Source organism: Niveispirillum sp. (assembly GCF_052437035.1).
Classification (GTDB): Bacteria; Pseudomonadota; Alphaproteobacteria; order Azospirillales; family Azospirillaceae; genus Niveispirillum.
In genome coordinates this window covers 25,076-46,726 of sequence record NZ_JBQVOH010000018.1, presented here as the reverse complement: position 1 = coordinate 46,726, position 21,651 = coordinate 25,076, and the positions used below count along the sequence as shown (strand labels likewise).

At 63.1% G+C, this 21,651-nt stretch carries 16 protein-coding genes; 6 read left to right on the top strand and 10 right to left on the bottom strand.

Translation table 11 applies throughout. The features are described 5' to 3' along the window. Nucleotides 1–36 precede the first annotated feature (36 nt). Nucleotides 37–1,254 (top strand): acyl-CoA dehydrogenase family protein, encoded by a 1,218-nt coding sequence (locus tag ACT6Q8_RS24870; RefSeq protein ID WP_444735221.1) that lies wholly within the window; start codon nt 37–39, stop codon nt 1,252–1,254. Nucleotide 1,255: 1 nt separating this feature from the next. Here the strand turns inward: ACT6Q8_RS24870 and ACT6Q8_RS24865 are convergent, their stop codons facing one another. Next, on the bottom strand, nt 1,256–1,837 hold the full coding sequence (locus ACT6Q8_RS24865; RefSeq protein ID WP_444735220.1) for an HD domain-containing protein: 582 nt from the start codon (nt 1,835–1,837) through the stop codon (nt 1,256–1,258). 112 nt (nt 1,838–1,949) lie between these two features. Here ACT6Q8_RS24865 and ACT6Q8_RS24860 point away from each other — a divergent pair, with 112 nt between their 5' ends. The 5 genes from ACT6Q8_RS24860 (at nt 1,950) to ACT6Q8_RS24840 (ending at nt 7,013) form a co-directional block, all read left to right on the top strand. Continuing rightward, a complete protein-coding gene (locus ACT6Q8_RS24860) occupies nt 1,950–2,846 on the top strand; it encodes a LysR family transcriptional regulator (RefSeq protein WP_444735219.1) in 897 nt (298 codons plus the stop codon). Nucleotides 2,847–2,952: 106 nt separating this feature from the next. Beyond that, on the top strand, nt 2,953–3,858 hold the full coding sequence (locus ACT6Q8_RS24855) for a hypothetical protein (protein ID WP_444735218.1): 906 nt from the start codon (nt 2,953–2,955) through the stop codon (nt 3,856–3,858). A gap of 174 nt (nt 3,859–4,032) precedes the next feature. Continuing rightward, nucleotides 4,033–4,479 (top strand): tripartite tricarboxylate transporter TctB family protein, encoded by a 447-nt coding sequence (locus ACT6Q8_RS24850; RefSeq protein WP_054169439.1) that lies wholly within the window; start codon nt 4,033–4,035, stop codon nt 4,477–4,479. 3 nt (nt 4,480–4,482) lie between these two features. After that, nucleotides 4,483–5,991, top strand: coding sequence for a tripartite tricarboxylate transporter permease (locus tag ACT6Q8_RS24845; RefSeq protein ID WP_054169440.1), 1,509 nt, complete (start codon nt 4,483–4,485; stop codon nt 5,989–5,991). Between the two features lie 50 nt (nt 5,992–6,041). After that, on the top strand, nt 6,042–7,013 hold the full coding sequence (locus ACT6Q8_RS24840) for a tripartite tricarboxylate transporter substrate binding protein BugD (protein ID WP_054169441.1): 972 nt from the start codon (nt 6,042–6,044) through the stop codon (nt 7,011–7,013). On the opposite strand, the gene ACT6Q8_RS24835 is transcribed toward ACT6Q8_RS24840, so the two are convergent. From ACT6Q8_RS24835 to ACT6Q8_RS24795, 9 genes are all read right to left on the bottom strand, one after another. Continuing rightward, on the bottom strand, nt 6,985–7,746 hold the full coding sequence (locus ACT6Q8_RS24835) for a substrate-binding periplasmic protein (protein WP_444735217.1): 762 nt from the start codon (nt 7,744–7,746) through the stop codon (nt 6,985–6,987). The two genes, ACT6Q8_RS24840 and ACT6Q8_RS24835, sit on opposite strands and share 29 nt — an antisense overlap. 67 nt (nt 7,747–7,813) lie before the next feature. Continuing rightward, on the bottom strand, nt 7,814–8,581 hold the full coding sequence (locus ACT6Q8_RS24830; RefSeq protein WP_444735216.1) for a competence/damage-inducible protein A: 768 nt from the start codon (nt 8,579–8,581) through the stop codon (nt 7,814–7,816). Between the two features lie 269 nt (nt 8,582–8,850). Then, nucleotides 8,851–9,999, bottom strand: a complete 1,149-nt coding sequence (gene proB, locus ACT6Q8_RS24825) for a glutamate 5-kinase (protein ID WP_444735215.1) — start codon at nt 9,997–9,999, stop codon at nt 8,851–8,853. A 111-nt stretch (nt 10,000–10,110) separates the two neighbouring features. Next, complete coding sequence (locus tag ACT6Q8_RS24820; protein ID WP_054169445.1) at nt 10,111–12,822, bottom strand: bifunctional acetate--CoA ligase family protein/GNAT family N-acetyltransferase; 2,712 nt, start codon at nt 12,820–12,822, stop codon at nt 10,111–10,113. 118 nt (nt 12,823–12,940) lie between these two features. Beyond that, complete coding sequence (locus ACT6Q8_RS24815; protein ID WP_054169446.1) at nt 12,941–13,285, bottom strand: hypothetical protein; 345 nt, start codon at nt 13,283–13,285, stop codon at nt 12,941–12,943. Nucleotides 13,286–13,327: 42 nt separating this feature from the next. Continuing rightward, nucleotides 13,328–15,991 carry a Calx-beta domain-containing protein gene (locus tag ACT6Q8_RS24810; RefSeq protein WP_444735214.1) on the bottom strand — a complete coding sequence of 888 codons (2,664 nt, stop codon included), beginning with the start codon at nt 15,989–15,991 and terminating at the stop codon, nt 13,328–13,330. A 226-nt stretch (nt 15,992–16,217) separates the two neighbouring features. Further along, nucleotides 16,218–19,409 (bottom strand): M10 family metallopeptidase C-terminal domain-containing protein, encoded by a 3,192-nt coding sequence (locus tag ACT6Q8_RS24805; protein ID WP_444735213.1) that lies wholly within the window; start codon nt 19,407–19,409, stop codon nt 16,218–16,220. 229 nt (nt 19,410–19,638) lie between these two features. Beyond that, entirely contained in the window at nt 19,639–20,172 is a 534-nt protein-coding gene (gene ppa / locus ACT6Q8_RS24800) for an inorganic diphosphatase (protein ID WP_054169449.1), read from the bottom strand. A gap of 206 nt (nt 20,173–20,378) precedes the next feature. Next, nucleotides 20,379–21,308, bottom strand: coding sequence for a peptidylprolyl isomerase (locus tag ACT6Q8_RS24795; RefSeq protein ID WP_444735212.1), 930 nt, complete (start codon nt 21,306–21,308; stop codon nt 20,379–20,381). Nucleotides 21,309–21,651 lie beyond the last annotated feature (343 nt).

Genomic DNA, 21,651 nt, shown 5'->3' with positions numbered 1-21,651 from the left:
AGCACTGTCCCCGCCCCCTGAATGAAAGCCATCACCATGACCGCCATATTCGAGATGTCCCCCCGCGCCAAAGACCTGCACGAGCGGGTCACTGCCTTCATGGACGCTTACATCTACCCCAACGAGAAGGCGCTGTCCGCGCAGGTGGCCGAGGGGCCGACACGGTGGAAGCCGGTGCCACTGCTGGAGGAACTGAAGACCAAGGCCCGCCAAGCTGGCCTCTGGAACCTGTTCCTGCCGGAAAGCGACCTGGGCGCCGGTCTGACCAACCTTGAATATGCACCGCTCTGTGAGATCATGGGCCGCAGCCATTGGGCGCCGGAGGTGTTCAACTGTTCGGCCCCCGATACGGGCAATATGGAAGTGCTGGTCCGTTATGGCACGGAAGAGCACAAGGAACGCTGGCTGAAGCCGCTGCTGGCTGGTGAAATCCGTTCGGCCTTTGCCATGACGGAGCCGGAGGTTGCTTCCTCTGATGCCACCAACATCGCCACCCGCATCATCCGCGACGGCGATGATTACGTGATCAATGGCCGCAAATGGTGGATCAGCGGAGCCAGCGATACCCGCTGCAAGATCATGATCGTCATGGGCAAGACCGACCCGGACGGCACCGACCGGCATCGCCAGCAATCCATGATCCTGGTCCCCACCGACACGCCCGGTGTCACGGTCAAACGGCCCCTGCCCGTCTTCGGCTATGATGACGCTCCGCATGGCCATTCCGAGGTGCTGTTTGAGAATGTGCGCGTGCCCGCCAGCAACCTGCTGCTGGGTGAGGGGCGCGGGTTTGAGATCGCGCAGGGCCGCTTGGGTCCCGGCCGCATCCATCATTGCATGCGCCTGATCGGGGCATCCGAACGCGCCCTGGAACTGATGTGCCAGCGGCTGTCCACCCGTGTCGCCTTTGGTAAGCCGGTCGCGGCACAGTCGATCTGGCTGGAACGCATTGCGGACGCCCGCATCGCCATCGATCAGGCCCGCCTGCTGACCCTGCAGGCCGCCCACATGATGGATACGGTGGGCAACAAGGTGGCCAAGGCCCAGATCGCCATGATCAAGGTGGTAGCCCCCAATGTCGCCTGTCAGGTTATCGACATGGCTATCCAGGCGCATGGCGGCGGTGGCGTCTGCGACGACTTCCCCCTGGCCTGGGCCTATGCCAGTGCCCGCACCCTGCGCATCGCCGACGGCCCGGATGAGGTCCACCGCAATCAGATCGGCAAGATGGAATTGGGCAAGTATCGGGGGTGAATCACCCCATCCCGAACCAACCCGCGTCGCGGGCGGCATCCAGCCGCCCCGCAACGTGATTCCACAGTGCTGGACACCCCGCCGCGATGGGCGGGCCGACGCGGCCCATCACCTGTTCATAGCGCACCCCGTTCTCCCGCCAGCTCTGGCCATTATTGGCAAGGTTCAGCAGGACGGGGGCGGCGCGGTCCATGGCCTGGGCGAACCGCGCCTCCCGGCTCTGCCCCGCTTCGAATTCCCGCCACAGGTCCAGCAGCGGCGCTCCCTGCCCATTGGGCAGCAGTCCGAGGATGCGGGCCACCGCCTGTTCCTCCGCCGCCTTGCGCTCCTGCCGGCCCGCTTCGATGAAGAACAGGGTGTCGCCCGTCTCAATCTCCCCGATATCATGGACCAGCAGCATGCGGATCACCCGGTCCATGTCGGTGCCGGGTTCGGCATGGGGCGCCATGGCCAGGGCCAGCATGGCGAGGTGCCAGCTATGTTCGGCTGAATTCTCATACCGATCCTGGCCCAGCGGTTTCACCTTGCGCGTCACCGCCTTCAACCGGTCCAGTTCCAGAACGAACGCCACCACCTGTTCCATCACACCCTTCCTGTGCCTTGCGTGCCCAGCAGGATAAGGACGGGCGGTGCCGGACAAAACCGGCTATGGTTCATGACACTGCGGACAAATTTGTCTGCAATGGAGGCAGATCATGGACCGTTTCGGCGGCATTCACCTGTTCATGCAGGCAGCCCAGACACGCAGCTTCGTGGAGGCGGGGCGGCTGTCAGGCGTCTCATCATCCGCCGTGGGCAAGGCGGTGGCGCGGCTGGAAGAACGGCTGGGCGTGCGACTGTTCCACCGCTCGACCCGCAGCGTCACCCTGACACCGGAAGGCCAGCTTTTCCTGGACCATTGCCAGCGCATCCAGGCGGAAATGATGGCGGCAGAGGCGGCGCTGGCCGGCGCGCGCACCACCCCCGCCGGCCCCCTGCGCATCGCCATCCCGGCAGTGGCAGAGGCGGCATTGCTGCCGCTGCTGTCCGGATTCATGCGGAGCTATCCTGACATCATGCTGGAGATTGATGCCAGCGACCGGCTGGTCGACCTGATCGAGGAGGGGTTTGACGCCGCCATCCGTACCGGCACCCTGGCCGATTCGCGGCTGATGGGCCGGCGGCTGGGTGGCTTCCGCCACCAGATCGTGGCCTCGCCCGCCTATCTGGCGGAACGGGGCACACCGCAGACGCCGGCGGACCTGTGCCGGCATGCCTGTCTGCACCATCGCCACCCGGTGACGGGCAAGCCCGAACCCTGGCCCCTGATCGCGCATGATGACGCCCCGCCACCCGACCTTCCCGTCACCGGGATCGCCGGCACGGCCCAGGGGCGTGCCATTCTTGCCACCGATGGGCTGGGCATCGCCTGCGTTCCGGACTTCGTGGCCCGTCCGCTGCTGGATACGGGGCGGCTGGTCGATATCCTTGGCGACCATGTCATGGCCGTGGGACAGTTCCATCTGCTGTGGCCCACCGGGCGCCATCTGTCACCCCGGATCAGGGCGTTCCTGGACCATGTAACCGCCGGTTTCGCATTGACGAGCGGTTGAAAACAGGTGGCGTTTTCCACTTGCCCCACAGGCAAATCCGATGTGTGCTGTTAGTCATACGTTGGCATGCAAAAAGTCCGGCAAACGGGCGAATGGGAGGAACTGCATGCGGTGGCTAGGGGCACTGCTGCTGTCATTGGCGATGCTGACGCCGTCCGGGGGCCGGGCGGCGGACAATGAGATTCGTACCTACCGTATCGAGCATAACGCCTCCCCCGCCGGTCACAATGTCCGCTCCTATTATCTGGACCTGATCGAAAAGATTCTGGCCGATACGGAGGCGAAATATGGGCCTGCCCGGTTGCAGAAGGTGCCGGAGGATGTGCCGCAGGCCCGACTTCTGGCGCAGTTGGCGCATAACAAGCTGGACCTGCTCTGGACCACCACCAGCAATCTGCGCGAAGGCATCGTACCCCCCATCCGCATCCCCCTGGATATGGGCCTGACGGGACAGCGCGCCCTGGTCATCCGTGCCGACCGCAAAGCGGAATTCGATAAGATCACCAAGCTGGAGGAACTGTCGCAGCTGAAGGCCTGCCAGGGTTCCTACTGGCCAGATACAGTCGTGCTGCGCGCAGCGGGCTTGCGGGTGGTGGAATTCACCTGGATCGATATGGCCTATCCCGGCCTGCATGATGGCCGCTGCGACTATCTTCCCCGCGCCCTGAACGAGATTGACGGCGAGGTGGACGCCATCGGCGACAAGAATGTCATCGTCTATGACCGGCTGCTGCTGACCTACCCGTTGCCCATGTATCTGTTCGTGGCACCTAACCAGCCGGAACTGGCCGAACGCATGCGGGTCGGTCTGGAGCGGATGGCCTATGGCGGGGACTTGCGCCGGTTCATGGAGCAACATCCTGCAACCTCCATGATCTTCCCCCTGACCCGGTTCCAGGGCGCCCGCATCTTCCATCTGCCCAATCCCGACCTGCCCGCCCAGACGCCCCTGACAGACAAGGCCCTGTGGCTGGAGGTGGAGGCAGAGATGACCCCACGACCAAGGTCGTAAGCTTCCGGGCGGGCATTGCACCCTGTTCATGGCCGGTTTACTCTGCACACATGGCGAAAAGCCCACCACCCGGCGCCCGGAGAACCCGGTAAAGCCGGGGGTTACAGCAGGGGAGGGATGGACGCATGCGGCAACCCGCGACCGGCTTCAACCGTCATGCTGGGGAGGGCCACCATGCGTGTGCGTAGCCCGCAGGATCTGGTGGGCGGCATCGCCCTCATCCTCCTGTCCCTGCTGGCCTTCAGCCAGATCGGCGATCTGAAATTCGGCACCGCGTCGCGCATGGGGCCGGGATATTTCCCCACCGTGCTGGCCGGTCTGACGGGCCTGATGGGCGTGATCATCGCGGGCCGGTCATTGGTGCTGGACGGGCCGGCGCTGGACCAGCTGCATTGGCGCCAAGCCCTGCCCATCCTGGGGGCCATCCTGGCCTTCGGGCTGGCCATCCGGCCACTGGGTCTGGTCATCGCATCGGCCCTGCTGTTTGGGATCGCGGCCTTCGCGTCGTCCGACACGAAATGGCGGGAATTGCTGGTGGTCAGCGCCGCCCTGATCCTGTTTGCGGTCGGACTGTTCGTGCTGGCCCTGGGCCTGCCCTTCCCCCTCTGGCCGAGGTTCTGATCCATGGATAATGTATTTTCCAACCTCGCCATGGGGTTCGGGGCGGCGGCCACGCCCATCAATCTGGGCCTGTGCTTCATCGGCGCCCTGGTCGGCACGCTGATCGGCGTGCTGCCGGGCCTGGGCCCCATCGCCACCATCGCCATCCTGCTGCCCATCACCTTCTATCTGGACCCGCTGGGCGCCCTGATCATGCTGGCCGGCATCTATTACGGCGCACAGTATGGCGGCAGCACCACGGCCATCCTGGTCAATATGCCGGGCGAAACCTCGTCCGTCGTTACGACCCTGGACGGGCATCAGATGGCGCGAAGGGGCCGGGCCGGGCCGGCGCTGGCCATCGCCGCCCTGGGCTCCTTCTTCGCGGGCTGTGTCGCCACCTTCATCGTGGCCCTGTTCGGCCCGGTGCTGGCCAAGTTCGCCCAGAATTTCGGGCCGCCGGAATATTTCGCGCTGATGCTGGTGGGCCTGATCGGCGCCACCGTGCTGGCCAGCGGATCGGTGGTGAAGGCGGTGGCCATGATCATTGTCGGGCTGCTGCTGGGCTGCGTCGGGTCGGATATCGAAACGGGCGAACCGCGCATGACCTTCGGCATCCCGCAGATCGCGGAGGGGATCAATTTCACGACCTTGGCCGTGGGACTGTTCGGGGTGGCGGAAATCCTGCGCAATCTGGAAAAGACTGCCGACCGCACCGTCCTGGGTGCCAAGATCACGGGATTGATGCCGACCTGGGCCGATATCAAGCAGAGCGCCATGCCCATCCTGCGCGGTACCGGCATCGGGTCGGTCCTGGGTATCCTGCCCGGCAATGGTGCCGTCCTGGCACCCTATGCCAGCTACACGCTGGAAAAGAAGATCTCCAAGACCCCGTCGCGATTCGGCAAGGGCGCGATTGAGGGCGTAGCGGGACCGGAAAGTGCGAACAATGCCGGGGCCCAGACCAGCTTCATTCCCCTGCTGACCCTGGGCATTCCACCCAATGCGGTCATGGCAATGATGGTCGGCGCCATGACCATCCAGGGCATCGTGCCCGGCCCGCAGGTGATGAACGAGAACCCAACACTGTTCTGGGGCATGATCGCCAGCATGTGGATCGGCAATGCCATGCTGGTCATCATCAACCTGCCGCTGGTCGGCGTCTGGGTGCGGTTGCTGAAGGTGCCCTACCGTATCCTGTTCCCGGCCATCCTGATGTTCTGCTGCATCGGCGTCTATTCCATCAACTCATCGGGGGTGGAGGTGATGCTGGTCGCTCTGTTCGGGGGTGTCGGCTACTTCCTGCTGAAGCACGGGTTTGAACCCGCCCCCCTGCTGCTGGCCTTCGTTCTGGGGCCGCTGATGGAGGAAAATCTGCGCCGGTCCTTCCTGATAGCGCGCGGTGATCCGTCGATCTTTGTCACGCGGCCTTTGTCGGCTGGCCTGCTGGTCATTGCCCTGATCCTGATCGCCATCGTGCTGCTGCCATCGGTGCGCAAGCGGCGTGAGGAGGTTTTCCAGGAAGAGGATTGACCCAACCCCCGTCCCGAAACAAATCACACAAGACCAAACCAGGAGGATCCATGCGCTTTGCACCTATCGCCCTCGCGGCGGCCCTGCTAATCGGGGCCGGCACGGCCCAGGCACAGGATTACCCGACCCGTCCCGTGACCATGGTCGTCCCCTTCGCGGCGGGCGGCCCGACGGATACGGTGGCCCGCCTCGTCGCGCAGTCGATGAGCAAGACGTTGGGCCAGCAGGTGATCGTGGAGAATGTCGGCGGGGCCGGCGGCACCATCGGGGCGGCGCGCGTGGCCAAGGCCGATCCCGATGGCTACACCATCCTGCTGCACCATATCGGACAGGCGACGGCGGCCACCCTGTACCGCAAGCTGCCCTATGATGCGAAGGCCGATTTCGCGCCCGTCGGCTTGGTTACCGATGTGCCCATGACCATCGTGGCCAAGAAGGATTTCCCGGCCAAGGACCTGAAGGAACTGGTCGCCTATGTGAAGGCCAATCCGGACAAGGTGACGCTGGCCAATGCCGGCGTGGGTGCCGCCTCCCACCTGTGCGGCATGCTGTTCATGCAGGCGCTGGGCACCGCCCTGACGACCGTGCCGTACAAGGGCACGGGTCCGGCCATGAATGATCTGGTCGGCGGTCAGGTTGATCTCATGTGCGACCAGACCACCAACACCACGGGCCAGATCAAGGGCGGGGCCATCAAAGCCTATGCCGTGACGACGGCCACCCGCGTCCCCTCCCTGCCCGACCTGCCGACCACCAAGGAAGCGGGTCTGCCGGCGGTGCAGGTCGCCGTCTGGCACGGTATCTATGCGCCCAAGGGCACGCCCGATGCAGTGACGAAGAAACTGTCCGATGCGCTGAAAGTCGCGCTGAAGGACGACACGGTGAAGCAGCGCTTCAACGAGCTTGGCACCGAACCGGTCAGCGACGCCCGCGCCACGCCCAAGGCGCTGGGCGATTTCGTGGTGGCGGAGATCGACCGCTGGAAGCCGATCATTACGGCGGCGGGTGTCTACGCGGATTGATGGGATCGGACGGGGGCGGGTCCACATAACCCGCCCCCTTCCAGTAATAGTCGGTGACCCGTGACAGGCTACGGTCCATCCCACGCATACCGGCCTGTATCTGTGCCAGCGTGCCGTCTTCATACCGACGGACCGTGCTGAGATAGAGATAGATCGGCTCCCGCAGCAGCCGGAAGAAGGACCCCACGGATTGCGGACTGAATCCGCCCTGCTTCATGTGCCAGCCCAGGGCCAGACGGGTGCCAATCAGCCCATCCAACCGTCCGCCCATGATCATGGACAGACCCAGGGAAAGGTCCCGAAGCTCTACCAGCGTAACCGAGGGCGGCAGCTTGTCCGTCACATCCTTCCGGTTATTCCCACGCAGCACGCCAATTCGGCATCCCGCCAGTTCATCCGCGGATTGCGGGCGCAGCCCCGGTCGAGTAACCAGCCCCATGTCGGCATAGCCGAAGATGCCGGCGGGCACGGCAGCACCCTGCAGTTCCGGCAGTTCGAAGAAGATGATCAGGTCAAGTTGACCGGACTTGATGCCCATGATCAGCCGGACCGGCGGGCCGGGCCGGCTTTGAATGTCAAAGCCGCTATGTCGGGACAGATCTGCGATCACCTCGTTGGCGATGCCCTGTTTGGGGTCCTCCGGCAAATGCCAGGGCGGTGCCTCCATGACCCCACAGGTCAAGGTTCTTGCCAGGGCCCGTCCCGGCAGCCCCGTGGCAGCGGCGGCCAACATCGTTCCAAGCATCGTGCGGCGCGGAACCCGAATCACAGGCCACCCTCCCCAAGACGACTATGCCGGCCTATTGATCGCCATACCCGTCCATGATGATCGGATCGCCGCCCAAACCGCGCAACATGTCGGCCACCAGCGCCGTCACCGTTTCCAGCAGGACCGGATCGGTAGCGCGCAAGACCAGGGCCGTGGAGACCTTGCCCTGCCGGAAAGCCGGGTAGGAGCCAATATCGACGCCGGGATAATCGGCGGCAATGGTGCGCAGCGTGTCGGCAAAGCTGCCTTCGGGAATGGAAGAGGCTACCGACTTGGTCTTCACCACCGGCCCACCCACCAGCCGGTCACCGATACCGGTCAGCATGGCCTGCATGATCATTGGCACGCCCGCCATCACGAAAACATTGCCGATCTGAAAGCCGGGCGCGGTGGAGACAGGGTTGTCGATCAGGATCGCCCCTTCCGGTGTGTTGGCCATGCGCAGCCGCGCCTCGTTCAACATGCTGGTGCCGGCATAATGAAGCTCCAGCCGGCGCACAGCCTCCGGATTGCGGATCAGGGGGAGGCCGAAGGCCTTGGCGATGCATTCCGCCGTGATGTCATCATGGGTGGGGCCGATGCCGCCCGTCGTGAAGACATAGGTGTAACGGGCGCGCAGCGCATTGACCGCTGCCACGATCTCCACCTCCTCATCCGGCACCACGCGCGCCTCGCGGAACCGGATGCCCAGCGTCCCCAGATGCTTGGCAATGAAGGCCATATTGGCATCCTGGGTCCGGCCGGACAGGATCTCGTTACCGATGATCAGCAAGGCGGCCGTGGGGGCGGTGTCGGTCATTCAGGGCTCCGGCTTGGGTCACGTCATCTGTTCGGAGGTGAGGTGTCGCCCACTCTGAACGGGTGATCCGTGCAACATCATGCAACGAAAAACGCATTTTGAACCGGAGGCGTTTCTTCCGCCAACTCCGAATTCAGAGGCCATTGTGAAACATTGTGCATCCTTTTCCGCGTTTGAACGGGAGTGTTGCAGAAGCCCCCTCTGAATTCAGAAAAGCCAATCCGATCAATAGGCAAGAGCCTATCATGAACAGGCCTTAAAGTCAGCAATCACCCCAGCACCAGATCATCGCGATGCACCATCTCGTCCCGACCGCGATAGCCAAGGACGGCTTCGATCTCCGCACTGCGCCGCCCGGCGATGGCGCGGGCATCGGCGGCACCATAGGCCGACAGGCCGCGCCCGACGGTGCGCCCGTCCGGCCCCTGGATCAGGACCAGATCGCCGCGTTCAAACTCGCCTTCCACCCCGCGCACCCCGGCGGGCAGCAGCGACCCGCCCTTCAGCAAGGCGGCGACGGCACCGGCATCCAGCACCAGGGTGCCTAACGGCTTCAGGCTGCCCGCGATCCAGCGCTTGCGGGCCGTACGCGGTTCGGACCCCGGCACGAACCAGGTGGCCAGCGCCCCACCCTGGTCCACCGGCGTCAGCAGGGCCGACAACGGGTTAGAGCGTTTGCCCATGGCGATGGCCATGCGGCAGCCGGCAGACAGCGCGATGCGCCCGGCCACGATCTTGGTCACCATGCCGCCGCTGCTGTAACCCGGCGGCGGCTCGCCGGCCATGCCCACAATCTCCGGCGTGATTTCCTGCACGATGGGGATGTGCCGGGCTTCCGGGTCCTTGCGCGGATCGGCGGTGTAGAGCCCGTCAATGTCGGACAGCAGGATCAGCGTATCGGCGCTGATCATCTGCGCCACGCGGGCGGCCAACCGGTCATTGTCGCCGAAGCGGATTTCGGCGGTGGCGACCGTGTCATTCTCGTTGATGACCGGCACCGCGCCCAGTTTCAGCAGGGTTTCAATGGTGGCGCGGCCATTCAGGTGACGGCGGCGATCTTCTGTATCGTCCAAGGTCAGCAGCACCTGCGCGACGGTGATGCCATGGCGGGCCAGCGTCTCCTGATAGGCGTGCGCCAGGCGAATCTGCCCCGTGGCGGCGGCGGCCTGTTTCTCCTCCAGCCGCAGGGGACGGCCCACCAGCCCCAGATGTTCACGTCCGCAAGCAACGGCACCAGAGGTGACGATCACCACCTCCACCCCGCGTGCGCGGAGCGTGGCGACATCGTCGGCCACGGTATCCAGCCATTCGGTGCGGATTTTGTGGGTGGCGGCATCGACCATCAGCGCCGACCCGATCTTCACGATCAGCCGCCGCGCCGAACCCAGATCCTGCGAACCCGCCAACACCGCACCCATGGCATTCATCCCGCCCCAAGAAACCTGCCTCGCTTATGCTTTTCGGCAAGCATCGGGGTCAATGCACGAAGGAATATTGCCGGTATGCTTTGGCGGCGGGATGCTTCCACCCTACCGCTTGAACCGGTAGCTGACCTCCACGATCCCGTGATCGTCGGGGCTGTCATGGAAGGTGAAGCCCAGATCACGGCACAGGCCCAGCATGCCGGCATTTTCGCGTAAGACCTCGCCAAACACCTCCTGGATGCCGCGGCTGTCGGCATAGGCCAGGATGGCTTTCATCAGGCGGGAACCCAGACCCTTGCCCTTCATGTCGGACCGGACCAGCACGGCATATTCGGCCCGCTCATTATCCGGGTCGGCGGTGATGCGGACCACGCCGAAGATAGGGCCGGGCTTGTCCGGGTCGCTCAGGTCCTGCGGGATGGCGACCAGGGCCATTTCGCGGTCATAGTCGATCTGGGTCAGGCGGGCCGCCATCTGGTGCGACAGGCGGCGCATGGGCGCGAAGAAGCGCAGGCGCATATCCTCCACGCTGGTGGCCGCGATCATGTCATGGATCGCCGGCTCATCCTCCGGCCTTATCGGCCGGACCAGGAACTCACGGCCCGACCGCAAGGTCAGCGCATGTTCCAGCTTCTTGGGGTAGGCCCGAATGGCCAGCCGCTTCAGCGACCGCTCGGTCAGCGGCTTCACCTTGATGCGGGCATCCAGCGCCAGCACACCCGCCTCATCGGCATAGAGCGGGTTGATATCCAGCTCCGCGATTTCCGGGAAATCGGTGATCAGCTGGCTGACCTTGGTCATGGTCAGGGCCACAGCGTCCAGGTCGGCCCGCGCCATGTGGCGGAAGCCCTGCAACAGCTTATAGATACGGGTGCGGGCCATGGCGTCGCGCGCCAGGTTCAGGTTCAAGGGCGCCAGGGCCAGCGCCTTGTCGTCCAGCACCTCCACCGCCACGCCACCGGCCCCGAACAGGATGACGGGGCCAAACAGCGGATCATCCACCATGCCCAGGATAAGTTCCTGCGCACCGGGCCGGTGCGCCATTTCCTGTACCGTGAAACCCTCGATCCGGGCGTCGGGCATGGCGGTGCGGATACGTTCCAGCATGGCCTCGGCCTCCGCCCACACCTGCGTCGGCAGCAGGTTGAGCGAGACGCCGCCCAGATCGGATTTATGCGTGATGTCGGGCGACAGGATTTTCAGCGCGATACGCCCGCCCAGCCGCTTGGCCGCCCGTTCCGCCTCTGCCGGGGTGGCGGCGGTGACGGTCTGGACGCAAGGGATGCCATAGGCGCGCAGGACCTCCTTCGCCTCAAATTCCGACAGCCAGCCGCGCCCGTCGGCCAGCGCGGTGTCGATGACGGGGCGCACCGCCCCCATATCCACATCGAACTGTTCCGGCGCGCTGACCGGGGTTTCCATCAACAGTTCCTGATTGCGGCGATACTGCACCAGATGCAGGAAGGCGCGGATGGCCTGGTTCGGGGTCTGGTAGTGCGGGATGCGGGCATGGTCCAGCAGGCGGCGCGACGGGGCCGCCTGCTGTTCACCCAGCCAGCAACCCAGCACGGGCAGGCGACGGCCACCGCCGGCCCGGCTGTTCTGTTCGCGCACAATATCGGCCACGGCCTGGGCCGCGTCGGCGCCATCGGCCACCGCCGTGGGGCAGTTCATGACCAGGACGGCATCGATATTCTTGTCCGCCATCACGATTTTCAAGGCGTCGGCATAGCGCTTGCCATCCGCATCCCCGATAATGTCCACGGGGTTACCATGGCTCCAGGTCGGCGGCAGCACCTTGTCCAGTTGCGCCAGGGTTTCCGGCGACAATTGTGCCAGCCGCCCGCCACCCGCGATCAGGGTATCGGTGGCCAGCACGCCCACCCCACCGCCATTGGTGAGGATGGCCAGCCGGTCACCGCCGATCTGCACCCCGGTGGCCAGCGTCTCCACCGCTGCGAACAGCTCATCCAGTTCGCCCACGCGCAGCATGCCGGCGCGGCGGAAGGCGGCGTCATAGACGGCATCGGCCCCGGCCAGGGCACCCGTGTGCGAACTGGCGGCGCGCGACCCTTCCTCGCTGCGGCCCGACTTGATGACGATGACGGGTTTGGACCGCGCGGCGGTGCGGGCCGCCGACATGAATTTGCGGGCAGAGGTAATGGCTTCCACATAGAGCAGGATGGCCCGCACCGACCCGTCCTGCGCCAGATAATCCAGCATGTCGCCGAAATCGACATCGGCCTTGGAACCCAGCGAGATCAGGTGGGAAAAGCCGATGCCGCGCGGCGTGGCCCAGTCGACGATGGAGGTGACCACCGCCCCTGACTGCGCCACCAGGGCGATATCGCCCTTCAGCGGCGGCACATGACAGAAGCTGGCATTCAGCCCCTGGCCCGGCACCATGATGCCCAAGCAGTTCGGTCCGATAATGCGTAAAAGATGCGGACGGGCGGCGTCCAGCACCGCCTGCTGAAGCTTCCGGCCCTCCTCCCCCATTTCCGCGAAACCGGCGGTGATGATCACGGCGGCCTTGGTGCCGCGCGCACCCAGTTCGGCGATCAGGCCCGGCACAGTGGCGGGTGGGGTGGCGATGACGGCCAGTTCCGGGGTGATGGGCAGGTCGGAAACCGAGGGATAGGCCAGCACCCCCTCAATCGAGCGTTCGCGCGGATTGACGGGCATGATCGGCCCGTCGAACCCGGCATTGAACAGGTTGCGGGCCACTACCTTGCCCACCGATTTGTCCCGCCGGCTGGCCCCGATCAGGGCGACGGAGGCGGGCTTGAACAGGCTGTTCAGGTTACGGATGGTCATGGTGGCTCCTGGTATCCGGGATCACGCTGCCGTGCAGCATGCCGGAAGCAGGCGCCACCATAAACCAGGATCATGGTCGGGCGATGACATGGGTCAATCATTCGCCCGCAAACAGCGATCAGATCCACCAGGTTTCCGGGTTGAGGATCGGCCGGTCGTCAATGGCACGCAGCAGGCCGACGACAGCCCGGATCAGCCACCAGATGCCGACCACGAACAGGATGAGGACCCCGATACCGATGAAGCTGGTCGCCGCGCCGATCACCATGCCCAGAACACCCAGCCAGAAGGTGCGGATAATATAGGTGATGTGCGTTTCCCACATCGTGCCATAGGCCTCGCCCCGCTTCAGATAGGCGATGATGACGCCGATCAGGCCGAACCCGACAATGGTCAGCAGATTGCAAATCACCACAATCATGCGCATGGAGCCGTTGCCCCGGCGCGAATCATATTCGGCCATTCCCCCACCCTCCTTCGCACGCCCTGTTCATGGGGCAAGGCATCAGCCTATGCCATCCACGTCTCCTCCTGGCAACAGCCCCGGCAGACCCTCCATCGAAAGGGCAAGCGGTGCGGCGGCCGGTGCGGGGAAACTGGCGACGCGCCCCTCTGCTTTGCCGTACCGCACATAATGCTCGATCAGGGCGGTGTGGTTGAGGCCAAAGATCGCGAACAGATCGGGATTGAGGGCCGCATAAATCTCAGCATCGAATCCGGCGGCGCGTCGTCCCTCGGCGGCGCCGAAATTGACGAAATGGGTCAGCAGGGATTTCTCGTCCAATCCGAAGGCGGTGAACAGGTCGGCATTCAAGGCGGCATAGGCCTCAACATCGAATCCCGTCCCCGACCGTTTCTCCGCCGCGCCATAGCGGACATAGTGATCAACCAGCGCATTGCGGTCGGTTCCAAAGACACCGAACAGGTCCGGGTTCCTGGCGGCATATGCCAAAGCGTCGAACCCGTCCGCCTTGCGCTGTTCAAGGTGACCATTGGACAGGTAATGAGAGAGCAGAGCATCGGTATCGAGACCGAAGGCCCGGTAAAGATCCGGATTCAATGCTGCATACGCCTCGGGATCAAAGCCCGTGACGGGCCGCCCCTCGGCCCAGCCATATTGGATGTAGTGGCGGATCAGCGCCTCGTAATCGCCGCCGAAAACCGCCGACAAGTCAGGGTTCAAGGCACGGTAGGAGAGCGCCAGGCCAGCGGCGTCGTCATTGATGATGGTGCCGGTCACGGTGATGCTGGTAGCATTATTTGCGAGGCTGGCGCCACTGATCTGCGACAAGGTCAGGATCACCGTCTCGTCTGCCTCGACCTTCGTATCACCAGTAACGGGAACCTGGATGGTGGCCGTGGTCGATCCGGCGGCGATGGTCACGGCGCGGTCGATGGGGGCGTAATCCGTGCCGGCTGTGGCCGTGCCACCCGTTGTCTTAACAGTGAAGGTTACGGGCAGAGGAGACGACGCCGACAGGGTTACGGTGTATGACAAATGCTCCGCCCCTTCCACAACAGACGCCCCAGTCATAGACAGGGTCGGCATCTGAACAAGGATTGTCTGGTCGGAGAAAGCCAGCAGTTCCATGCCGGTCAGCGTGTCAATCTCACCGAATGTATGCCGGACAGTGGTTGTCCCGGATTGGGTGGAAACCGTGTAATTGGACCATTTATCGGTGAACAACACTGTATCCGTTCCCAAGCCTCCGTTCAGCGTATCGTTGCCGCCCCCGCCTGCCAACGTATCGTCACCCGCACCGCCATTCAGCGTATCTGCGCCGGCCCCGCCGGTCAGGCTGTCGTTGCCGTTGCCGCCAGTCAGGGAGAAAATCGTGGCGGACGGCGTCATGTCCTTGAAGTTATAAGCCGTGAGGCTGCTGGCCTGGACGCCCTTCAGACGCAGGATGGTGAATAACTCATAGCCCGGCCACCTGTTGGTCGTGCCGTCATAGTCGGCCTGTACCAGCGTGTCGGCACCATCCTGGACCAGTCGCAGAAAATCGCCGAACAGGTTACCGCCCGTATAGCCGTCGAACAGCCCGGACGAAGTAACGTCGATGATGTCACCGCCCGCACCCGCCGTGAAATCGGTTACGATATTGGCCGCACCGGATGACACGCTCCACATCTGGATCGTATCAACACCGCCCCCACCCGTGATGTTGTTGTTGGTGGGAGATACCCGGATCAGGTCATTGCCTTCACCGCCATCGATCCAGTTGCTGCCCAGGACATCCAGGAAATAATCACTGCCGCTGCCCCCCAGAAGGCTGTCATCCCCATCATTGCCATGCAGATAATCGGCACCACCACCCCCTAACAGCGTGTCATTCCCCGCATCGCCTTGAAGGAAGTCCGCGCCTTCGCCACCATCAATCAAATCAGCGCCGGCACCACCTTCCAGAGTGTCACTGCCATCAAGACCCGTGATCGTATCCGCCTCACCACCACCCTTCAGGCCATCAGCGCCAGACGTACCGGTCAGCGTCTTGCCTGGGGCGGCCGTACCTGAAGGGTCCATGTCCTTGAAGTTGTAAGCAGTGAGGCTGCTGGCCTGGACGTCCTTCAGACGCAGGATGGTAAAGAATTCATAGCCCGGCCACCTGTTGGTCGTGCCGTCATAATCGGCCTGCACCAACGTGTCGGCACCATCCTGGACCAGCCGTAGAAAATCGCCGAACAGGTTGCCGCCCGTATAGCCATCAAACAACCCGGACGAAGTAACGTCGATGATGTCACCGCCCGCACCCGCCGTGAAATCGGTTACGAAATTGGCCGCTCCGGATGACACGCTCCACATCTGGATCGTATCAACACCGCTCCCGCCCGTGATGGTGTTATTGGTGGGAGATACCCGGATCAGGTCATTGCCTTCACCGCCATCAATCCAGTTGCTGCCCAGGACATCCAGGAAATAGTCACTGCCCCCGCCACCCAGAAGGCTGTCATCCCCGTCATTGCCATGCAGATAATCGGCACCGCCACCCCCCAACAGCGTGTCATTCCCCGCATCGCCTTGAAGGAAGTCCGCGCCTTCGCCACCATCAATCAAATCAGCGGCGGCACCACCTTCCAGAGTGTCACTGCCGTCAAGACCGCTGATCGTGTCCGCATCACCACCACCCTTCAGGCCATCAGCGCCAGACGTACCAGTCAGGATGGGCATAATAACTCTCCAAATTATGTTGAACAGCGCGATAGGATACGAAAATTACACATACCATACAGGTAACACCACTTGAATATTCCTTGAGTACTAGGCAGCATTACTTCCCAGAAGGTCGTTAACAGTCAGATCACCTGGACATGAAAAACCGGGACCACAGCGGATCCCCGCTTTTCATGTCAGCTCTATCAGGCGGTTACCCGCCCGTCGAAGAATCACCCCGCCATCACAGGAAACTGTCGATACCCCAGCCGGTATCGGGCACGAAGGTGGACAGTTCGGCAGGGGCATTGGGAATGACGCCCAGTAGGCTGAAGGTCTGGCGTCCTTCGGCAGCGCCATTCTGGACATAATGGCGGACCAGGGCTTCGCGGTTCAGACCGAAGGCAGCGAACACATCGCTGTTGAAGGCGGCGTAGGCTTCCACGGTGAAGCCGGTGATGGCCCGACCTTCCTTGTAACCCATGGTCACATAATGGTTGACCAGCGCCTGTTCATTCAGCCCGAAAGCAGAGAACAAGTCGGGGTTCAGCGCGGCATAGGCCTCCGCGTCGAAGCCGCTGGCCAGACGGCCCTCCGCCTCGCCATAGAGAATATAGTGCTGAACCAGGGCGCGGTGATCCAGACCGTAGGCGGCAAAGACATCCTTGTTAAGCGCGGCATAGGCGACGGCGTCGAAACCTTCGGCCACCCGGCCCTCACGCATGCCCTTGGTCTGGTAATGGTTCAGCAGCGCCTTGGCGTCCAGGCCATAGAGATCGAAGACATCCTTGTTCTGGGCGGCATAGGCATCGGCATCAAAGCCGGTGGCAAGACGGCCCTCCGTCCGGCCCGTGCTGATATAATGCTGCACCAGCCCCGCATCATCACCGGCAAAACGGGTATCCAGCGAGGTGTTCAGCGCACGGTAGGCGGCGATGGAGAAATCCGCCTGGAAATCGTCGTTCAGGATGGTGGAGGACGTCCGCATGATACCATCGGAGGTCTGCACCAGGGCGCCGCGCACATTGCTGACGGTTCCGATCAGCGTATAATCGGTTGAGACCGTCGTATTCCCTGCATAGGGGAAACGGATTTCCAGGGATGTCTGACCGGGAGCGATGGTGTAGCTGCGGGTCCCGATCTGGAAGCCGGTCGAAGTGGCGTGGCTGAAGTCGAAGGTCACCGCCTCCGTCGCGGCACGTGACAGGTTGATCGTGAACACCGCGTCGGTATTGACCACCCGGCCCTGCACCGACCCTTCGATCTTGCCTTCCACCACCACCATGTAGACGCCACGGTCCCCTTCGATCCCGTAAGAGCCGGACATGGTGAGGAAAGGCGCCTCGGCGGGTGCCACATTGACCGTCTGATCCAGGAAGGCCAGACGCTCAACGCCGACAAGAAGGTCGGTGCCGTCGCTGCCCGTCTTGTGCCGGACGGTCGTGATGCCGTTGATGGTCGTGACCTCGTAATCGGCATAAAGACCACTGAAATTGGCCGTATCCGTGCCGGAACCGCCATACAGCCTGTCGTCACCGGCACCGCCCGTCAGGGTGTCGTCGCCACCATCGCCGAACAAGCGGTTTGCATTGGCATTGCCCCGCAATGTGTCGCCGGCCAAGCCGCCGATCACATCCTGGCTGCCCATCGCCTCCCGTGTCACCGGCGTCGTCTGTGTCGCCAGGATCAGATCGGCCGCCGTCAGCTTGGCCGGATCGACGACAAGGGCGACGGCACCCACGTCAAAGGTGGCGCCGCCCCGCAGCATCATGCCAGCCTTGCCGGCCACACGCACATGCTCGGCCATATAGCGGACCGTCTCCAGGCTGCTGATCCCCAGGGCGGACAGGTCCAGCTTGTCGGCACCCTGGGTGAAATCGGCGATAACATCCCGGCCATAAAGGTTCTGAATGACGAACGTGTCCCGACCGAGGCCACCCACCCAGACATCACCACCAGAATTGCCATAGGGTTCGTAGGGGTCGTCCTGAATCCTGTCGTCACCAGCCCCACCGAACAGCCGGTCGCTGCCAGAACTGCCGATCAGGGTGTCATTGCCGCTGCCACCGACCAGAAAGCCCGTGCCGCCCCCAAAGGTTGATATCTGCTGGGCGGGCAAATCCGGCGCCAGGATGAAATCCGCCGCCGTCAGCTTCTTCCAGTCAATATTCAAGCTCAGACTGCTGCTTGATATCTGGATCGTGCGGCCGGACGGCGACAGGGCCATCATCTCGCGCAGAACTTGAAAACTGCTGATGCCCAGATCCGAAACGTCGATCCGGTCCTGCCCCTGGGTGAAGTCGGTAACGATGGCCGTGGCAAAGCCAGTGGCGCTGCTCAGCGCAAAGACGTCACGGCCAGCACCACCCGTCATGCTGGTGATGCCGCCGATTGCCGCGTAGATGATATCGTCGCCGGCATCGCCGAAAATGGTGGAGCCGTTATAGGATCCGTGCAGCCGGTCATTGCCAGTACCGCCGAATACATAGCCGCTCTGGTTGGCGAAAATCTCCCGGGGGGCATCGCCCGACGCGAAGATGAAATCGCGTTCCGACAGGGTCCAGTAATTGACCCCTTTCAGCTGGAACGTCACGACGCCGCTGCGCATGAAGGTGAAATTGGTGTCAGCCGTGCCCGCCACACCCGGCGGCACCAGTGCCTTCAGGGCATCCCAGCTGCTGATGCCAAAGGCAGACAGGTCGACACGGTCCTGGCCCAGCGTGAAATCGGTAATGGTCATACTGGTGTTGCTGTTGCCGCTGACGCTGGGCAGCAGAACATAGGTGTCGTTGCCGGCACCGCCGGTGACAGTGTCATAACCGTCGCGGACAATGATGCGGTCATGACCGGCACCAGCCAGAATGAGGTCGCTACCCGCGCCGCCGTCGATCGTGTCGTTGCCGGCCCCGCCCAGAATATCTTCGCCGGCATAACCACCAAGGATCAGGGCGCCCGTGGCGCGCGGGGTGGCGAAGACGAAGTCGGCCTCCGTCAGCTTGTCCACCGCACTGTTCATGGTGAAGACATAGACGCCGTTGGTGGCGCGGAACAGGAAGCGGGAGCCGCCATCATTGCCGCTGGACAAGAAAAGCCGCGCCGTCGCCAGATCGGGAATACCCAGGGCCGACAGATCAATCCGGTCCTCACCGGGCGTGAAGTCCGTGATTCGGGACTCCCCATAGCCATAGTAATTCTGAACGAGATTGGGGATGAACAAGTCGCGCCCCGCACCACCCGTCAGAAGATCGTTTGAACCGATATATAAAGTATCGTTGCCGGCCCCACCCAGCAGGGCGTCAGTCCCCTCACCACCGATCAGCGTGTCGTTACCGTCCAAGCCGGACAAAGTATCGTTACCATTGGAACCATTTATATTATCGTCTTCAGCGCCGCCAACCAGAGAATCGTCGGTATTTTCTCCAATAATATTAGCCATTCTTGCCCCACAATACAGAAAAACCAGTCGTTATCGACAGTTCACCGAATAACATGACGCCTTTGAAATTTCTATCTGATGACGATAATTAATCAGTATTATGCCGAAAGTGGCGTATCCCGGCGACACAGACAGGAAACCAATCGGCACAAATGAAAAAAAGCCGGAACCCGACAGGGTCCCGGCTTTTTCAAGAAAGCAGCGGGCGGTTACCCGCCCGTCATGGCAATCACGCAGTGGCCGCAGCGCGCTCAATGCTTTCCTGGATCAGTTTGGCGGCGACATCCGCCTCGTCCCAGCGGACGATGCGGACCCACTTGCCATGTTCCAGGTCCTTATAATGCTCGAAGAAGTGGGCGATCTGTTCGACCAGGATCTGCGGCAGCTGACGGTAGCTGGTGATGTCCTTGTAGAACGGATGCAGCTTGTCCACCGGCACGGCCAGAATCTTCTCATCCATGCCCGCGTCATCTTCCATGATCAGCACGCCGATGGGGCGCGAGCGCAGGACGACGCCGGGGACCACGGGGGTCGTACCCACCACCATAACGTCGATCGGATCGCCATCCAGCGCCAGCGTGTGCGGGACGAAGCCGTAATTGGCCGGATAGAACATCGCCGTGTGCAGGAAACGGTCGACGTAGAGCGCGCCGCTATCCTTGTCCAGCTCGTACTTCACGGGCTGGCCGCCCTGCGGGATCTCGATGACGACGTTGATGTCCCAGGGCGCGTTCTTGCCGACGGGGATCTTGGTGATGTCCATGGTTACGGCCTTCTTGGCAACTGAACAGAGTGAATTACCGGCGCGATCCTAGCCGAGTGCACGTGCGAAATGAAGTTTGCGGAAGGATGACCCGCTGTGCATTTCCGCCGCATCTACCAAGGTCGTAGGTCAAATCCGGCACTGGAACGGCAAAGGGCCGCCAGGTTGCCCCGGCGGCCCTTTCCACGGCTGGGTCTGACCCCTGCTTACTTCTTCTGCGGCGCCGGGGCAGCCGGAGCGGCGGGCATGGGCGAGCCGTCAATGTTGAACTTCTCAACCTTGGCGGTCTTCTCCAGACCCTTCACCACGTCCTCGGCGATCTCCTGGGCCACCATCTGGCGCAGCTGCGGCGTAGCCTGGTCCAGCGTCGGCGGAACCTGCTTGCGCTTGTCGGTCAGCTTGATGACATGGAAGCCGAACTCGCTCTGCACCGGGGTGGCGCTCACGTCACCAACCTTCATGGCGAAGGCAGCGTTGGCGAACTCCGGCACCATGCGGTCCTTGGTGAAATAGTCCAGGTCGCCGCCACGGTCCTTTGTCCCGTCGGTGCCCTTCTCAGCCGCCAGCTTGGCAAAGTCGGCGCCGCCCTTCAGCTGCTTGATGATGGCATCGGCCTCTTCCTTGGTCTTCACCAGGATGTGGCTGGCGCGCACTTCGTCCTGCGGCGGGTTTTCCTTGATCCACTTGTCGTAGGCGGCCTTGATCTTCTCAGGGCTCATCTTCTTGTCGATCTCGGCCTTCAGCCAGGCCTGCTGGACGAACTGCTCCTCAGCCTGCTTCAGACGCTTCTTGACGTCGGCGCTGTCCTGCAGCTTGGCCTTGTAACCAGCCTCGGTCACCAGCTGCGCCTGGATCAGCTGATCGACCAGCTGCGGATAGATCATCTGCAAGGGCATCTGCTGCACCTGGGGGTCCAGCTGCTGCAACAGGGCGATCACGTCGGAACGCTTGAACTCCTTGCCGTTGGCGCGGGCGACGACCGGGTCGTCAGCCAGGGCGGAACCAGCGGCGGCGGGCTTGGCGGCGGGTGCTGCGGGCTTGGCCGCGTCCTGGGCCATGGCCGGAGAAAGGGCAACGGCGGCGACCGACCCGAGGGCGGCAACAACCAGAGCGGCACGCATGGTCTTGAACGACATCTGTGGGGGTTCCCTCGAAACAATCTGGTCGGTCGGCGGGAACATACCCAGCAGACCGCACCGGCATAAAGCATGACAGGCCATGAGCAGGCAAGGGGCCACGCACATGCCCTAAAGACCAATTCCCGGCGCATCGGGCGTGCCGGGAATTGGCACGGCGGCGACCGCCGACGCGCCGCCCATGCGGCGTAGCCAAACCGCCGGATGGCGGTGCCGGCGATTGAGGCCCGGTGATCAGAGTGATCGCCGGGAACAGCGGAAAGCATCCATTTCATGGCTGCAACGCCCCGGAAAGGCGCGTTGATGTGGCATTGCCGCATTGACCGATGCGATGCGCGGTCTT

Bases quoted from the DNA above. Each gene is read 5' to 3' on its own strand.
- ACT6Q8_RS24870 (WP_444735221.1), top strand. From the start codon at position 37: ATGACCGCCATATTCGAGATGTCCCCCCGCGCCAAAGACCTGCACGAG.
- ACT6Q8_RS24865 (WP_444735220.1), bottom strand. From the start codon at position 1,837: ATGGAACAGGTGGTGGCGTTCGTTCTGGAACTGGACCGGTTGAAGGCG.
- ACT6Q8_RS24860 (WP_444735219.1), top strand. From the start codon at position 1,950: ATGGACCGTTTCGGCGGCATTCACCTGTTCATGCAGGCAGCCCAGACA.
- ACT6Q8_RS24855 (WP_444735218.1), top strand. From the start codon at position 2,953: ATGCGGTGGCTAGGGGCACTGCTGCTGTCATTGGCGATGCTGACGCCG.
- ACT6Q8_RS24850 (WP_054169439.1), top strand. From the start codon at position 4,033: ATGCGTGTGCGTAGCCCGCAGGATCTGGTGGGCGGCATCGCCCTCATC.
- ACT6Q8_RS24845 (WP_054169440.1), top strand. From the start codon at position 4,483: ATGGATAATGTATTTTCCAACCTCGCCATGGGGTTCGGGGCGGCGGCC.
- ACT6Q8_RS24840 (WP_054169441.1), top strand. From the start codon at position 6,042: ATGCGCTTTGCACCTATCGCCCTCGCGGCGGCCCTGCTAATCGGGGCC.
- ACT6Q8_RS24835 (WP_444735217.1), bottom strand. From the start codon at position 7,746: ATGTTGGCCGCCGCTGCCACGGGGCTGCCGGGACGGGCCCTGGCAAGA.
- ACT6Q8_RS24830 (WP_444735216.1), bottom strand. From the start codon at position 8,581: ATGACCGACACCGCCCCCACGGCCGCCTTGCTGATCATCGGTAACGAG.
- proB (WP_444735215.1), bottom strand. From the start codon at position 9,999: ATGGGTGCGGTGTTGGCGGGTTCGCAGGATCTGGGTTCGGCGCGGCGG.
- ACT6Q8_RS24820 (WP_054169445.1), bottom strand. From the start codon at position 12,822: ATGACCATCCGTAACCTGAACAGCCTGTTCAAGCCCGCCTCCGTCGCC.
- ACT6Q8_RS24815 (WP_054169446.1), bottom strand. From the start codon at position 13,285: ATGGCCGAATATGATTCGCGCCGGGGCAACGGCTCCATGCGCATGATT.
- ACT6Q8_RS24810 (WP_444735214.1), bottom strand. From the start codon at position 15,991: ATGCCCATCCTGACTGGTACGTCTGGCGCTGATGGCCTGAAGGGTGGT.
- ACT6Q8_RS24805 (WP_444735213.1), bottom strand. From the start codon at position 19,409: ATGGCTAATATTATTGGAGAAAATACCGACGATTCTCTGGTTGGCGGC.
- ppa (WP_054169449.1), bottom strand. From the start codon at position 20,172: ATGGACATCACCAAGATCCCCGTCGGCAAGAACGCGCCCTGGGACATC.
- ACT6Q8_RS24795 (WP_444735212.1), bottom strand. From the start codon at position 21,308: ATGTCGTTCAAGACCATGCGTGCCGCTCTGGTTGTTGCCGCCCTCGGG.